We start from the raw sequence: 15057 nt of genomic DNA, 5'->3' as shown, positions 1-15057 counted from the left end.
GCGGACCGGGAAAGACACAGGCCCGGCCCCCTCGGGAGGGGGCCGGGCCTTGTCGCTGAGTCAGCGGAGTCGCTGAGTCAGCGGAATCGCTGATCCAGCGGAGTCGCTGAGTCAGCGACGTGTCACTTGGCGACTGCCTTCTTGAGCAGCGAGCCGGCGCTGAGCTTCACACCGAAGTTGGCCGGGATCGTGATCTCCTCGCCGGTGCGCGGGTTGCGACCCGTGCGCTCGGCACGCTCGACGCGCTCGGCGGAGAGCAGACCGGTCACCTTCACGGCCTCGCCCTGGGCGAGCGACTCGATCAGCACCTCCTGGAAGGCGTTGAGCGCGTTCTCAGCGTCCGACTTGGTGAGGCCAGACTTCGACGCGATCGCCGAGACGAGCTCGGACTTGTTGAGCGACATGCGTTTCCCTTCTTCGGTCACGTCACACGGCGGTCACTGCGCGACGTCGATGTCCCATCCTGCCAGCAGATCGGCGGAACTTCGCGGAGAACAGGGCTTCACCACACAACTTTCCCGTGACATTCCGCTCACAATGCCTCGTCCACGCCTGCTCGGGGGCCAGATGGGGTGAAATCTGGAGTTCTCGGGCGTGTCTCAGGCCTTCGCGGGCGGCTCGCCGTCGTCGTCCGTGGCCGACGGCGGCTCCTCCGCCTCCTCGGCGGCCCGCCGGCTCGCCTCGCGGAGATCCTCGTTCTCCATGATCTTGCGCCGCATGACGACCACGGAGGCGATCACGACGGCCAGGGCGGCGAGCAGCGCGAGGCCCAGCAGGAGCGGGCTCGCCGTGCCGCCGTCCGGGGCGCCGGGCACCACCGCGAGGTCGTCGGCCTCTCCGGCCACCTCGGTCCCGGCCTCGCCCGACGACGTCTCGCTCACCTCGGTCTCGGGCGCGGGGCTCGCCTCAGGCTCAGCCGCGGACACCGTGAAGCCGAACGTGCCCTCGATCGGGTGCCCGTCGGACGACACGACGTGCCAGGCCACGGTGTACGCGCCCCCCGGGAGGCCGGCGGGGAGCGCCGCCTCGACGCTCGCGCCCGCAGCGTCCACGACGGGCGCCTCGGCGTCCACCGCGGCGCCGTCGGGCCCCGTGATCGCGAGCTGGGCGCCCGTCTCGAGCGGCGCCGAGGAGAAGGTCAGGAGGATGCTCTCCGGCGCCTCGACCGACTGGCCGTCGGCGGGCTCGGACGACAGCAGCCGGTCGTGCGCGGCGGCCGGCTGCGCGCCCACGACCAGGCCCAGCACCGTCACGACCGTCAGGGCGACGAAGGCCGCGGCGAGCGCGAGAAGGCGTGCGGGGACCCGCGGCTGCGGGAGAGCGAGGCTGACGGCAGGCATGTCCCGACAATATCGCCCGCGCCTGGGAGCCCCACCCCCGCCGGGTCGACCTCAGGCCTCCGGGACGTTCCGCTCCAGCTCCGCCAGCCAGGCCGCCGGGCTGGCGTCCGACGGCATGCGCCAGTCCCCGCGCGGCGACATCGTGCCGCCTGCCGCGACCTTGGGACCGTTCGGCAGGGCCGAGCGCTTGAACTGGGACGCGAAGAACCGCCGTACGAACACGCCGAGCCAGCGGCGGACCGTCGCGAGGTCGTACTCCGCCCGGCCCTCGACGGGATACCCGGGGGGCCACGCGCCGTCGTCGGCCGCCTGCCAGGCGTGCCAGGCCAGGAACGCGATCTTGGACGGCCGGTACCCGAAGCGCAGCGTCCAGAAGAGGGAGAAGTCCTGGAGGGCGTACGGGCCCACCGTCGCCTCGGTGGACTGGGGCGTCTCGCCCACCTCCGTCGGGATGAGCTCCGGGGTGATCTCCTGCGTGAGGATCTCGCGGAGCACCGCGTCGGTGTCGGCCTCGAACTGGCCCGAGTCGATGACCCAGCGGATCAGGTGCTGGATGAGCGTCTTCGGCACGCCCGTGTTGACCGCGTAGTGCGACATCTGGTCGCCCACGCCGTAGGTGCACCAGCCCAGGGCCAGCTCGGAGAGGTCGCCCGTGCCCAGCACGATGCCGCCGCGGTGGTTCGCGAGCCGGAACAGGTAGTCGGTGCGGAGACCCGCCTGGACGTTCTCGAAGGTGACGTCGTACTGCTTAGCGCCGGTCGAGAACGGGTGGTCGAGGTCCTTGAGCATCTGCTCGGCCGCGGGGCGGATGTCGAGCTCCTCGAACGTGACGCCGAGGGCGTGCGACAGCCGGGTGGCCCGCTCCTTGGTGACCGCGCTCGTGGCGAAGCCCGGCATCGTGAAGGCGTGGATGTCGCTCCGGGGGCGGCCCAGCCGGTCCATCGCCTTGGCCGCGACGATGAGCGCGTGCGTGGAGTCGAGCCCACCCGACACGCCGATCACGACCTTGGGGTGCCCGATGGCGTGCAGCCGCTGCTCCAGCCCGCTGACCTGGATGTTGTAGGCCTCGTAGCAGTCGAGGGCGAGGCGCTCGGGGTCGTCCGGGACGAAGGGGAACCGGTCCACCTTGCGACGCAGGCCGACGTCGCCCACGGGCGGGCGCACCGCGAACGGGACGTCGCGGAAGGGCCGCGAGCCGAGGCCCCGCCGGTTGTCGTCGAAGCTGCCCTGCCGCAGGCGCTCCTGCCGGAGCTTGTCGAGGTCCACGTCCACGACGGTGCGGCGGGGGCCGTCGGGGAACCGCTCGGTCTCGCCGAGCAGGTCGCCGGTCTCGTAGACCATCGTCTGGCCGTCCCAGCTGAGGTCGGTGCTCGACTCGCCCTGGCCCGCCGCCGCGAAGACGTAGGCGGCGAGGCAGCGGAAGCTCTGGCTGCGGACCAGCAGCCGCCGGTCCTCGGCGCGCGCCACGGTGATGGGGCTGCCGCTGAGGTTGAGCAGCACGGTGGCGCCCGCGAGCGCCGCCTCGCTCGACGGCGGGACCGGTACCCACATGTCCTCGCAGACCTCGGCGTGCACGGCGAGGCCGGGCACGTCGGTGGCGCGGAAGATCAGGTCAGGGCCGAGCGGTACGTCCTCGCCGAGGATCGTCATGGTGTCGCCGTGCCGGTCGTCGCCCGGCGCGAACCACCGCTTCTCATAGAACTCGCGGTAGTTGGGCAGGTACGACTTGGGCGCCACGCCCAGGATCCGCCCCTGGTGGACGACGACGGCCGCGTTGAGCAGGCGGCTGCCGGCCCGCAGCGGCGCGCCGACGACGAGCATCGGCAGCAGGTCCGCGCTGGCGGCCACGATCTCCTCGAGCGCGGCGAGCACGGCCTCGAGGAGCGTGTCCTGCAGGTGCAGGTCGTCGATCGCGTACCCGCTGAGGCAGAGCTCCGGGAACACGGCCACGGCCACGCCGTCGTCGTGACACCCGCGCGCCTGCTGGAGCACCGCCGCGGCATTGGCGGCGGGGTCTGCCACGGCGACGGGGATGGTGCAGGCCGCGACGCGGGCGAACCCGTGGGCGTAGGCCGAGTAGAAGTCCACGCCCTGAGTCTAGGAACCCTGCGGCGATCCGGTGCGCCCCGACCACATCGTTGCTCCAGGTAATTTCCTTACGTAATGATGTCCCCCATGACTTCCCGCTCCAGCATCGCCATCATCAACGCCTACGTCGTGCCGGTCGCCGCCGCGCCGATCGAGAACGGAACGGTCCTCGTGGAGGACGGCGTCATCACCGCCGTCGGCACCGACGTGACGGTCCCCGACGGCGTCCCCACCCTCGACGCGCGCGGCCGCCACGTGCTGCCCGGCTTCGTCGAGGCCCACGCGCACATCGGCACCCACGAGGAGGGGGAGGGCTGGGCCGGGAACGACACCAACGAGATGACCCACCCCGACGGCTCGGCCCTGCGCGCGCTCGACGGCATCAACATCGAGGACGAGGGCTTCCGGGACGCGCTGCTCGGTGGCGTGACGAGCGCGGTCATCAAGCCCGGGTCGGGCAACCCGATCGGCGGCCAGACGGTGGCGATCAAGACGTGGGGCGGCCGCACCGTCGACGAGCAGATCATCAGCGAGTCCGTCTCGGTGAAGAGCGCCCTCGGCGAGAACCCGAAGCGCGTGTACGGCGACAAGAAGCAGCTCCCGTCCACCCGCCTCGGCGTCGCGAACGTCATCCGCAAGGCCTTCGTGGACGCGCAGAACTACGTCGCCAAGCGCGACGCCGCAGCCGCCGAGGGCAAGCCGTTCGACCGCGACCTCGGCAAGGAGACCCTCGCCCGGGTGCTGGCCGGCGAGCTCGTGTGGGACCAGCACGTCCACCGCGCCGACGACATCGCCACCGCCCTCCGCCTGCAGGCCGAGTTCGGCTACCGCCTCGTGATCAACCACGGCACCGAGGGCGCCTTCCTCGCCGACGTCCTGGCCGAGAAGGACGTCCCGGTCATCTTCGGCCCGTTGTTCACCTCGCGCTCCAAGGTGGAGCTGCGCCACCGCGCCATCGTCAACCTGGGCATCCTCGCCGCGGCGGGCGTGCGGGTCGCCATCACCACCGACCACCCCGTGGTGCCGATCAACTTCCTGGTGCACCAGGCGTCGCTCGCGGTGAAGGAGGGCCTGGACCCGCAGGTCGCCCTCGAGGCGCTCACCACCAACCCGGCCGCGTTCCTCGGGCTCGACGACCGCGTGGGCGCCCTGGCCCCGGGCCTCGACGGCGACGTCGTCGTGTGGTCGGGCGACCCGCTGGACGTGAACTCGCGCGCCGAGCACGTCTTCATCACGGGCACCGAGGTGTTCACGTGGGACGCCGCGGCCGGCAACGGTCGCGGCCGGGGTGTCGTGGCGGAGCGCATGGAGCGCTTCGCCTGACGTGACGCGGCGCCCCGTCGTGCCCGGCGTCGGGCACGATGGGGCAGTGCCCGTCGTCGAATCCTCGCTCGTCGTCCCTGTCGACGTCGACACCGCCTACGCGGTGTCGCAGACCACCGGCGAGGTGCGGCTCCTGTGGGACCCGTTCATCCGGCGCCAACGGCTGCTCGACGGCGCCGCCCGCCCGGCCAAGGGCGTGCGCGTCGCCACCACGCACCGCTCCGGACTGCGGATGACCAGCGAGTACGTGTCGTACAACCCACCCACGAACGTCGGCATGAAGATGCTCACCGGCACCTGGTTCTTCCAGCACTTCGCCGCGGGCTGGCGGTTCGCCCCCGAGCCCGGCGGCGGCACGCGCGCCGTCTGGCGGTACTCCTTCAGCTGCCGGCCCCGCTGGCTGGCCCCGCTCGCGGAGCGGGTCGGTGCGTACCTCCTGCGCAAGGACATCGACCGCCGGATCGCGGGCTTCGCGCGCGGCTGCCAGGACCCGCGGGTGCTGGAAGCGGTCCGGGAGGGGTAGTCGCGCACGCGGCACCACGGGACCACGCCGCGCGGCACCCCAGGACGACGCGCCGCCCCACTCCCGGGCGTACCGTGCTGGCATGACGCCCGGCCCCGCCGGTCCCCCGGACCGCTCCACCGGCCCCCTGGACCGCCGTCGCCCACGGGTCTTCCTCGCCGTCCTGGCCCTCGTGATCAGCGTGCCCGGATCGTTCGGCGCGGCGCACGGCCCCTGGGACGGGCCGAGGTGGGGCGACGGACCGGGCCGGGGCCGGTGGGGGCCGGGGACGTGGGAGAGCCTCGGTGCACCGCCCGACGGGCTCGGCCTCGCCCTGCTCCTCGTCGCACCTCTGGCCCTCGTGCTCCTCCTTCCGCGACGCCCGGTCCTCGCCGTGGCCGCGTCGGTGGCGGCGGTGGGCCTCTTCCTCACCCTCGGCTACGCCTGGGGTCCCGTGCTGGTGGGCCCGGTGCTGGTGCTGGTGGGCGTGATCCTCAGCGGGCCCGCGGCGCGCGGCAGATGGGTCGCGTGGTCGGGGGCTGCGCTGCTCGGGGTCGTGGTCACCGTGGCGGGTCTCCTGCGCACAGCCCCCGGCGTACCGAGCCCGGCGTCCTTGGTCGCCGGGGGAGCCTGGGTGGCGGTCCTCCTGCTGGTCGCGGGCTCGTTCCGGGACCGGGCCGGGCGGTTCGCCGCCGCCCGGGAGGCCGCGCGGCGCAGCGCGGAGGAGCGCGAGCGCACCGCCGTCACCGCCGAGCGCCTCCGGATCGCCCGCGAGCTGCACGACGTCCTCGCCCACTCCCTCTCCGCCATCACCGTGCAGGCCGGCGTCGGCCTGCACCTGCTCGACCGCGACCCGGGCCAGGCCCGGACCGCCCTCACCCACATCCGCGACACCAGCCGCGACGCGCTGGACGAGGTGCGGGAGGTGCTCGGCATCGTGCGGGACCCGGCCGCGCCCCTCGCCCCCACCTGGGACCTCGCGAACCTGGAACGGCTGGCCGACCAGGCCCGCGCCCACGTGGCCGTCACGCTCGACGTGGAGCCCTCCGCCTACGACCTCCCCGACCGCCTCGCGGGCGTGGTCCACCGCGTGGTCCAGGAGTCGCTGACGAACGTGCGCCGCCACGCGCCGGGCGCCACGCAGGTCGCGGTCGCGGTCCGCCGCCGCGGCGGCACGGTCGAGGTCATGGTGTCCGACGACGGCCGCGCGCCCCGGGCGGACACCTCACCCGGGTACGGGCTGCTCGGCATGCGGGAGCGTGTCGAGGGATCGGGCGGCACGCTGGAGGCCGGGCCCCGGGAGCCCGGACCGGGATGGGGGGTCCGGGCGGTGCTGCCGGTCGCCGCCGGACCGACCGGACCCGGCGGACCCGGTGGACCGACCGGATCCACCGGATCCACCGGATCCACCACCGAGGGAGACACGTGATCGACGTCCTGCTGGCCGACGACCAGGCGCTCGTGCGCGGCGGCTTCCGCGCGCTCGTCGACTCCGAGGACGACATGCGGGTGGTCGCCGAGGCCTCGACCGGCGACGACGCCGTGCGGCTCACGCTCGAGCACCTGCCCCACGTGGTCCTCATGGACATCCGCATGCCCGGGCTCGACGGCCTGGAGGCGACGCGCCGGATCGTGGCGGCTCCGCGGGCGTCGGGCGTGCACGTGGTCGTCGTGACCACGTTCGAGCTCGACGAGTACGTGACGGAGGCCATCCGGGCCGGGGCGTCGGGCTTCCTCGTGAAGGACACCGAGCCGGCCGACCTCGTCCGCGCCGTCCGGGTGGCGGCGGCCGGCGACGCGCTGCTCTCGCCCACCGTGACCCGCCGGCTGCTGGCACGGGTCGCCGAGGCCACCCGCGCGGTCGCACCGGTGCCCGGTCTCGACGGGCTCACGCCGCGCGAGCGCGAGGTGCTCGTCGAGGTGGCTGGCGGGCTCGCCAACGACGAGATCGCCGCGAGGCTGTACCTGTCCGAGTCGACGGTGAAGACTCACGTGTCCCGCGTGCTCACCAAGCTGGGCGCGCGGGACAGGGCGCAGCTCGTCGTGCTGGCCTACGAGGCGGGCCTCGTGCGGCCGGGATGGGCCGGGTGAGGTACCGGTGGGGTACGCGGGACGGTACGGCAGGCGGACGCGCAGTCGGCCCTGGGCGGGAAGCCTTGAGGTGTTCCCGCCGGACCGTCCGGCGCACCGACACTGGAGGTCGAGATGCTCACCGCCCTCACGGACGCCGTCGCGTCCGGACCGCACGGCCACTGGGGCCCGGGTCCCTGGTGGTTCGTCTTTCCCCTGCTCTGGTTCCTGCTGTTCGCCACACTGATCTTCCTCTTCGCCCGCCGGGCGCGGAACGGCTTCGGCAGGGGCCACGCGGGCCCGCCGCCGTGGGCCGCCTACCAGGGCTACCCGGGCTACCAGGCCACGGCCGGCAGCGATCCGGTCGCGATCCTCGCCGAGCGGTTCGCCCGCGGTGAGATCGACGAGCCGGAGTTCCGGTCGCGGCTCGCCGCGCTGAGGTCGGGCGCAGCGCCCGGTACGCCGCCCGGCGGCGGCCAGGGCACGCCGCCCGCGGACGCATAACCCCCGCCCCGGAGCCGGCACCCCGCGTCATGGGCAGCTCGGTGCATGATCGGCAGTTCGAACTGCCGATCATGCACCGAACTGCCGATCGCGCGGGGTCGCGGGGCGGGAGGTGACCCGGCGACGTGAACCTGGCCACATCCGACACGCAACTTCCGCTAGAAGCCGGGCCTCCGGCTCGGATCGTTTCGATATCAACTTGCGAACACCCCGCTCCTAAGGATCAAATCGTTAGCATGCGTAAGTACTTTGCCGCTACCGCGGTCCTGACCTCTGCTCTGCTCCTTGCTGCCTGCTCCGACAACGGGGCTACCACCACGGACGACGCCGCTACCGCGAGCCCGTCCACCACCGCGAGCGAGACCTCCTCGGCCGTCTACGACACCGTCGGCGCCTGCCGCACGTTCTTCTACGGCGAGGGCTCGCTCAACTCGTACATCCAGACGGCAGCGCCGCTCGTGAGCGCGCCGCTCGACGAGACGACGACGGGCCCCGTCACCAGCGCGAGCCAGCGGATCGCCGCCCTCATCCCGCTGGTCGACGAGGAGACCGTGGCGTACCTCGAGCCCATCAAGCTGCCGTTCGACCAGGCGATCGAGGGCACGGTGGCCGACCCGGCCGACGTCACCACCGCGGTGGACGAGTACGCCGCCGCCTGCGAGACGGCCGGCTACACGGGCTGACCCTCAGAACCGGGCACCCCTGCTACCCGGGCGGTCGCCGGACAGACGACGAGGCCGCCGGAACCCCCACAAAGGGTCCGGCGGCCTCGTCGTGCGGGCCCCCGCTCTCGGGCCGACCCGGCGACGGCGCCCCCGGCTCAGCCGCCCAGGAACGCCCGCATGATCGGGCCGGCCGTCGTGGAGCCGAACTCGCCCTCCGCGACGAACACGGCCACCGCCAGGTCGCCGGCGATCGCCACCATCCAGACGTGCGGCGGCCCGGAGTTGTCGCCGTGCTCCGCCGTTCCGGTCTTGGCCCCCACGATGCCGGGCACGCCCTGCAGCACCTGCGCGGAGCCCTCGCGCACCACTCCCGCCATCAGGTCGCGCAGCGCCGCGGCCTCCTCGGCCGTCACTCCGCCCGGCGCCGGCGCGGCCGCCTCGTCCGACGGCACCAGCACCGGGGCGACCCTGTGGCCTGCACCGACGCTGGCGGCGACGGTCGCCATCCCGAGCGGCGACGCGAGAATCTCGCCCTGGCCGATCATCGAGGCCGCGTGCGTGGTCGCGCCCGCCTCCGTCGGGACGCTCCCGAAGAAGCCCCCCGTGCCGAGGGGAGACTCGACGCCCAGGCCGAGGGCGGCGGCGGAGTCGTGGAGCGTCTGCTGGCTCACGGTCTCGCGCTGGCCGATCATCGCCGTGTTGCACGAGTTCGCGAACGCCGTCGCGAGCGGGATCTCGCCGAGCGCGCTCGTGGGGTAGCCCGGCACGTTCTGGAACGCGCGGCCGTCGACCGCGATCTCCGGCGGGCACGAGACGATCGACGACGGCGTCATGCCGGAACGCAGCATGCCCAGGGTCGTGGCGATCTTGAACGTGGAACCGGGCGGGTACTGCCCGAGCAGCGCGAAGTTCTGGTGCTCGTTGCCCGGCCCGTTCGCGGCCGCCACCACCTCGCCCGTGGACGGGCGGATCGCGACGAGCGCGCTCGCCGGCACCACCCCCGCGAGGACCGACTCGGCGCGCGCCTGGACGTCGACGTCCAGCGTGGTCTGCACCGACGTGCCGTCGACCGGCTCGACGGCGAAGACCTGCCGCGGCTCGGCACCCTCCTCCGCGCCCTCGGCCGGCTGGACCATGACGGAGATGCCGGGCAGGCCGCGCAGCTGCTCGTCGTACTGCAGCTGCAGCCCCGACAGGCCCACCTGGTCGCCCTGCTGGATCTTCCCCTCGGACTTCTCGATGATCTCGGCGGTCGCCTCGCCGGACCGGCCCAGGACGGCCCGCGCAAAGTCCGGCGTCGGTGCCAGGTTCAGGGTGTCCTCGCGCACGAGGACGCCCGGCACCGACCGGATGGCGCCCAGGTCGTGGGTGCTGTCGCCCTCGCGCACCACGTAGGCCTCGACGTAGGCCTTGTCGCCCGCGTTGCGGACGGCTGCCACGAACTCGTCAGGGTCGAGGTCGTGCATGAGGGTGGCCAGGGCACGGGCCGAGCTGTCCCACTGGTCGGCAGGCAGGTTGAACTTGTCGATGCCCACGCGGTGGACCGTCCGGGCGGTGACGATCTGCGCACCGCCGGCGCCGAGGATCTCGCCGCGCCGGGGCAGGGTGCGGTCGACGGACAGCCGCTCCCCGGCCTTCAGGTCGGGGACCAGGACCGTCGGGTCCCAGGTGGCCACCCACTCGCCGGTGTCCTCGCCCTCCGCGGGCTCCGCGTACGCGAGGTCGACACGCGTGGAGTACTCCCAGGCGGTCTCGCTCGTGACCGGCCACGTCCACTGGAGGGTCGCCGTGGCACGCTTGCCGGCGTCGGCACCCTCCGCCACCTCCTCCAGGTCTGCCACGGAGACCGTGTGCCCGCGGTCGCCCACGGCGGCCGCCAGCTGCTCGAAGACCGCGGCGTACTGCTCCTGCGGCACCACCGAGGTGGTGGTGTGGAGGGGGACGGCCGACACGTCACCCGACTCGAGGGCCGCGGCCAGCGTCTCCGCGGCGTCCAGCGGCTCGGGGGTCGTCGGGCCGCGGAAGAAGAGGAACCAGACGAGGACGGCCGCCGCCGCGAGGACCAGGGCCCCGACCACGACGGCCACCACCTTGCCCCGCGACCGTGCCGGGCCTGCCGGGACCTCGGGCCGGCCCTGGGCGCCGAGGGCGCCCCCTGGGCCACCGGGCTCGCCCGGATACCCCGGCCCGGCGGCGTACCCCGGCCCGCCCGGGTAGCCCTGGCCGGCGGGATAACCCGACCCGCCCGGGTACCCCTGGGTGGTGCTGTCCTGCGGGTACCCGGCAGGCTGCGCGCTCGGCTGCCAGGTCCCCGGCTGCCCACCGCCGGTCGGCGGCCCGGGCACGCCTGCGTAGCCCGGCACGCCGGGTCCGGACTGGTTCGGGGGATAGCTCGACTCTGGGCCCACGCGGGTGAGAGTAACGGAGCCTGGCAGGCCACGCCGCCGTCACGCGCCGGTCATGCCGAGCCTGGGCGGCCGTCAGCCGCGCTCGTCCAGCGCGCGGCCCAGCCGCTGCACGGCCTCGGTGAGGATCTCCGCGCTCGTCGCAAGATTCACCCGCACGTGCCCTTCTCCCCCGGCGCCGAACGTCGCGCCGTCGCCGAGGGCCACACGGGCCCGATCGACGAAGAACCGGTACGGCGAGACCTCCGGCAGGGCGTCGCGGGCGTCCACCCAGGCGAGGTAGGTCGCCCCGCCCGCCCGGTGCCGCAGCTCCGGTGCGTGCTCGGCGAGCAGGGCGTCGAGGAGCGCGCGGTTGCGGGCGATGCCGGCGAGCACACGGTCCAGCCAGTCGGACGTGTCCCGGTACGCGGCGGCGTGGACCAGGACCGCGAGGTGGTTGACCGCGTGGTCGGCCTCCTCGGGCACCCGGCGGAGGTCGGCCACGGCGTCGGGCCCCGCGACGGCGACGGCAGCCCGCAGCCCGGCCAGGTTGTACGCCTTGGAGGCGGAGTGCAGGGCGATCGCCGACTCCGACCCGGGCAGGGTGAGCACCGGCACGAAGTCGTCCCACGCCGCGGCGGCCACCTGACCCGCAGGATGACCCGCAGGACCTCCCGCGCCGCCCGCCGTGCTCCCCGCGAGCCCGGCTGCGGCGCCGTCGGGCATCCCGGGGTAGCCCGCGAGGGGCGCGTGGATCTCGTCGCTGACGACCCGCACCCCGTAGCGCGCGGCGAGCGCGAGCGTCGCGGCCAGCTCGTCGCGCGTGTGCGCGGTGCCTGTCGGGTTGTGCGGGTTGCAGAGCAGCAGGACGGCGCGCCGTCCTGCGCCCGGGCCGGGTCCGTGCGGGTTCACCGCACGGTCGAAGGCGGTCTCGAGGGCGGCGAGGTCGAGGCGCCCGTCACGCAGGGGCGCCTCCAGGATCTGGCGGCCCTCGTTGCGCACGAACCCGTAGAACGGCGGGTACACCGGTGGGGTCACGACGACGGCGTCGCCCGGCCCGGTCAGGACCCGCAGGATCTCCATGGTGCCGACCATGACGTCGGCGACGGTCCGGGTCCGCGCCGGGTCCACCGCCCAGCCCCAGCGCCGGTCCGCGAGCTCGGCCAGGGCCTCGCCGTAGACGCGACCGTGGTCGTAGCCGAGGTCGCCCGTCGCGAGGGCCCGTCCCACCGCGTCGGCGACGACCGGCGCCACCGGCGTGTCCATCTCCGCGACGAACATCGGCAGCACGTCGGGCGCGAAGGCGCGCCACTTGACCGAGGTCCGACGCCGGAGCTCGTCCAGGCCGAGCGCGTCCAGCGGGGTGGTGGTGAGGTCAGGCTTCAGCACGCCGCCACGATACGCGCCGCACCACGGGGAGCGGGGTGTATCGGGGGCGGCTCGCCGCGAGCGCCAGGAGGCGCTGCTGCTGCCGGCGGTTCAGGATCTCCATCCGGCGGAGGTCACGCTCGTCCTGCGTCAACGTCGCGGTCATGGTCCACTCCTGGCTCGCCGTGCTGTCCACTACTGATCAAGACGCACGAGCACCTCGATCCGTTGTTCAGGGAGCGAGATGTCACCAGTTTGTGACACCCCAGGTCACGTCAGTAGATCGCCGAACACGGCGTGCACCACGGGGTGCAGGCGTCCGTGCGCGTGGAAGAGCGCCGCCAGGTCGTGCTGCGCGCCGCCGATCCAGGCCAGCCCGGAGTCGTGCAGGAGGGCTGCGGGGCGCCCACGCTGCTCGAGCACCCAGAAGCGGTAGGCCTCGGCGGGCGCGCCACCAGGGGCGAGCGCGGCGATGACGCCCTGGTACTCGGCTGGTGCGTCGAGACGGCCGGTCCCGGCCTCGTCGACCACGACGGAGCGGCCCACGATGCGGTCGGGCGTCATCACGGTGACCGCCTGAAGACGGCAGATCACCTGGTACGTCAGCGTCCGGGCCGACGGCGGCCGCGGGTCGACTGTGACCGGGAACCCGGCCGCCTCCTCGAGGAGGTCCACGAGGGCTGTCGGGTCGTCGCGGACGATCTCGAACCAGGGCTCGGTGGCGACGAGACGCATCTCGCGGCCCACATGCAGGGTGCCACCCAGACGGTCCAGGGCCCACCGCTGCACGAACACGGGGGACGACGCCGCGCCCGTCCACCCGCCGATCCAGATCCGGTCGGACTGCCCGTCGGCGGAGCGCACGTGCACGACGGAGCACGCGGGATGTCGGCGGACGAGCTCAGTCGCGAGAAACCAGGATGCGTGCTCGACCCACCAGCGGGCAGCAGGGGTCACGCCCGGACCGTACAGGTAACTCCCTGGAAGGACCATGCCGACCCGGTCTTTCACCCGCTCCAGGTCTCGCCGTCCGGCGTCTCAGCGGGTAAGGCGGCCCGCCGCCGCTGCAGGTGGCGCCGCAGGTGCGGGTCCGCCGTGAGCTCGATCGCGCGGGCGTAGGCCACGTCGGCCGCAGGGTCGCCTGTCGCGGCGAGCAGGTGGGCGCGCACGGCCCAGCCGGGCTGGAAGCCGTCCAGGGCGGCGTCGTCGACCCGGTCGAGCTCCGCGAGGCCCGCGGCGGGCCCGTCCGTCCGGCCGACCACCGCCGCGAGCGCCACGCGCACGCCGAGGCTGGGCGCGACCCGGACGAGCGCCCGGTGCAGCAGCAGGAGGGCGGACCAGTCGGTGGTCCCCGTCCGGGCGCGGTCCGCGTGGGCCGACTGGACGGCGGCCTCGAGCTGGAACCGGCCGACCCGGCGGAGGCCGCCGACGCGCCGCGCCCGCTCCAGGAGGACGTCGCCCTGCCGGACGAGGCTCTTGTCCCACCGGCCGGGGTCCTGCTCGTCGAGCGCCACCAGCTCGTCGTCCACCACGCGCGCGGGCGCCCGCGCGGCGGAGTGGCAGAGGAGCGACGCGAGCCCGAGCACCTCGGGCTCACGGGGCAGGAGGTCGGCGAGCAGCAGTGCGAGGTACAGCGCCTCGCCGCCCAGCGACGTGCGGACCTCGGGCTGGTCACCGCGCCAGTCCACGGCGTACGCGCCGTAGACGGCCTCGAGCACCGGTCCCAGGCGGTCCGGGAGCTCCTCGGGCCCGGGGACGCGGAACGGGATGCCGGTGTCGCGGATGCGGCGCTTCGCCCGGACGAGCCGCTGTGCCATCGCGGACGCCGGCACGGCGAACGCCGCCGCGATGTCGCGAGCCTCGACGCCGAGCACGGTCTGCAGCATCAGCGGCGTACGGATCCCCGGGTCCACCGCGGGGTGGGCGCACACGAACAGGAGCGCGAGCCGCCGGTCGGGCAGCTCGCCGAGGGCGGCGTCGGCCGGGGCGCCCGCGTGCTCCCCGCCCGGGGCGACGTGCAGGACCTGCGCGAGCGTGGCGTCGTCGGGCAGCGGGCCGCTGCGGAAGGCCGCCGACCGGTACAGGTCGCGGAGCCTGTTGCGCGCCACCGTGAGGAGCCAGCCCTCCGGGTTGGCGGGCACGCCGTCGGCGGTCCAGACGCGCAGGGCGCGCTCGAACGCGTCGGCGAGGGCGTCCTCGGCGCGGGCGATGTCCCCGTCGCGGGCCGCGAGCAGCGCCAGCAGGCGTCCGTACGAGGCCCGGGCGACCAGGTCGGCCCGGGCGAGCACCTCTCCAGCGCCCGACGGCGGACCCCCGGCCCCGGCGGCCGGCGCGCCGGAGCCGGGGGTCACGACGCCGTGCACTCAGCGCGTCCAGGCGCCGTCGGCGTAGTGCGTGGCCGAGGGGCGCACCTCGACCGTGCCCCACTGGGCGCTGGGCGCCTTCTGCGCCCAGGCCAGCGCGGCGTCGAGGTCGGGCACGTCGATGACGAAGGTGCCGCCGAGCTGCTCCTTCGTGTCGGCGAAGGGGCCGTCCTGGACGCGCAGCTCGCCGTCGCGCAGCGTGACCGTCGTGCTCGCGCTCGACGGCTGGAGCACCTCGGCCGAGATCAGTGCGCCCGCCTCGTCGAGGGCTGCGGCGTAGGCCTGGAAGGCGCGCTCGCCCTCTGCCTGGACCTCAGGTCCCAGGTCGGCCTCGGTCATCTCGCGGTAGTGCAGGAGCAGGGTGTAGCGCATGGTTCGGCCCTCCGGGTCGTCGGTGGTGTCTGGTGTCGGACACCACCATGACGATCCGGCAGGGTCCCGATCGACAGG

15 protein-coding genes are annotated in these 15057 nt (G+C 74.1%); 6 read left to right on the top strand and 9 right to left on the bottom strand.

Features of this window, described 5'->3' with window-relative positions; genetic code table 11:
• Window positions 1-122: 122 nt before the first annotated feature.
• The 3 genes from D1350_RS00315 to D1350_RS00305 all read right to left on the bottom strand — a co-directional run bounded on the left by D1350_RS00315 (window position 123) and on the right by D1350_RS00305 (window position 3428).
• Complete coding sequence (locus tag D1350_RS00315) at window positions 123-404, bottom strand: HU family DNA-binding protein (protein WP_125772755.1); 282 nt, start codon at window positions 402-404, stop codon at window positions 123-125.
• A 195-nt stretch (window positions 405-599) separates the two neighbouring features.
• On the bottom strand, window positions 600-1340 hold the full coding sequence (locus D1350_RS00310) for a copper resistance CopC family protein (protein ID WP_125772753.1): 741 nt from the start codon (window positions 1338-1340) through the stop codon (window positions 600-602).
• 51 nt (window positions 1341-1391) lie between these two features.
• Complete coding sequence (locus D1350_RS00305; protein WP_125772751.1) at window positions 1392-3428, bottom strand: NAD(+) synthase; 2037 nt, start codon at window positions 3426-3428, stop codon at window positions 1392-1394.
• Between the two features lie 87 nt (window positions 3429-3515).
• Between D1350_RS00305 and D1350_RS00300 the strand changes: the two genes are divergently transcribed.
• The 6 genes from D1350_RS00300 (at window position 3516) to D1350_RS00275 (ending at window position 8510) form a co-directional block, all read left to right on the top strand.
• Complete coding sequence (locus D1350_RS00300; protein ID WP_125772749.1) at window positions 3516-4751, top strand: amidohydrolase; 1236 nt, start codon at window positions 3516-3518, stop codon at window positions 4749-4751.
• 46 nt (window positions 4752-4797) lie between these two features.
• On the top strand, window positions 4798-5274 hold the full coding sequence (locus tag D1350_RS00295) for an SRPBCC family protein (protein WP_125772747.1): 477 nt from the start codon (window positions 4798-4800) through the stop codon (window positions 5272-5274).
• Between the two features lie 82 nt (window positions 5275-5356).
• Entirely contained in the window at window positions 5357-6682 is a 1326-nt protein-coding gene (locus tag D1350_RS00290; RefSeq protein ID WP_125772745.1) for a sensor histidine kinase, read from the top strand.
• On the top strand, window positions 6679-7344 hold the full coding sequence (locus tag D1350_RS00285; protein WP_125772743.1) for a response regulator: 666 nt from the start codon (window positions 6679-6681) through the stop codon (window positions 7342-7344). The genes D1350_RS00290 and D1350_RS00285 overlap by 4 nt, the downstream gene beginning before the upstream one ends.
• Before the next feature lie 114 nt (window positions 7345-7458).
• Window positions 7459-7827, top strand: coding sequence for an SHOCT domain-containing protein (locus D1350_RS00280; protein ID WP_125772741.1), 369 nt, complete (start codon window positions 7459-7461; stop codon window positions 7825-7827).
• Between the two features lie 236 nt (window positions 7828-8063).
• Window positions 8064-8510 carry a hypothetical protein gene (locus D1350_RS00275; protein ID WP_125772739.1) on the top strand — a complete coding sequence of 149 codons (447 nt, stop codon included), beginning with the start codon at window positions 8064-8066 and terminating at the stop codon, window positions 8508-8510.
• Window positions 8511-8647: 137 nt separating this feature from the next.
• Here the strand turns inward: D1350_RS00275 and D1350_RS00270 are convergent, their stop codons facing one another.
• The 6 genes from D1350_RS00270 to D1350_RS00250 form a co-directional block, all read right to left on the bottom strand.
• Window positions 8648-10900: a penicillin-binding transpeptidase domain-containing protein gene (locus D1350_RS00270; protein WP_240643788.1), complete on the bottom strand. Its 2253-nt coding sequence runs from the start codon at window positions 10898-10900 to the stop codon at window positions 8648-8650.
• Window positions 10901-10972: 72 nt separating this feature from the next.
• Window positions 10973-12265, bottom strand: coding sequence for a MalY/PatB family protein (locus D1350_RS00265; protein ID WP_240643787.1), 1293 nt, complete (start codon window positions 12263-12265; stop codon window positions 10973-10975).
• A complete protein-coding gene (locus tag D1350_RS23505; protein ID WP_164544975.1) occupies window positions 12252-12410 on the bottom strand; it encodes a hypothetical protein in 159 nt (52 codons plus the stop codon). Before D1350_RS23505 ends, D1350_RS00265 begins: the two co-directional genes overlap by 14 nt.
• A 104-nt stretch (window positions 12411-12514) precedes the next feature.
• A complete protein-coding gene (locus tag D1350_RS00260) occupies window positions 12515-13201 on the bottom strand; it encodes a TY-Chap2 family putative peptide chaperone (protein ID WP_125772737.1) in 687 nt (228 codons plus the stop codon).
• A 50-nt stretch (window positions 13202-13251) separates the two neighbouring features.
• Window positions 13252-14607: an RNA polymerase sigma factor gene (locus D1350_RS00255; protein WP_240643786.1), complete on the bottom strand. Its 1356-nt coding sequence runs from the start codon at window positions 14605-14607 to the stop codon at window positions 13252-13254.
• Window positions 14608-14979 carry a YciI family protein gene (locus D1350_RS00250; RefSeq protein WP_125772732.1) on the bottom strand — a complete coding sequence of 124 codons (372 nt, stop codon included), beginning with the start codon at window positions 14977-14979 and terminating at the stop codon, window positions 14608-14610. It abuts the gene before it with no gap.
• Window positions 14980-15057 lie beyond the last annotated feature (78 nt).

Source organism: Antribacter gilvus, from assembly GCF_003946865.1.
Classification (GTDB): Bacteria; Actinomycetota; Actinomycetes; order Actinomycetales; family Cellulomonadaceae; genus Antribacter; species Antribacter gilvus.
This window is presented reverse-complemented; position numbering and strand designations above follow the sequence as displayed.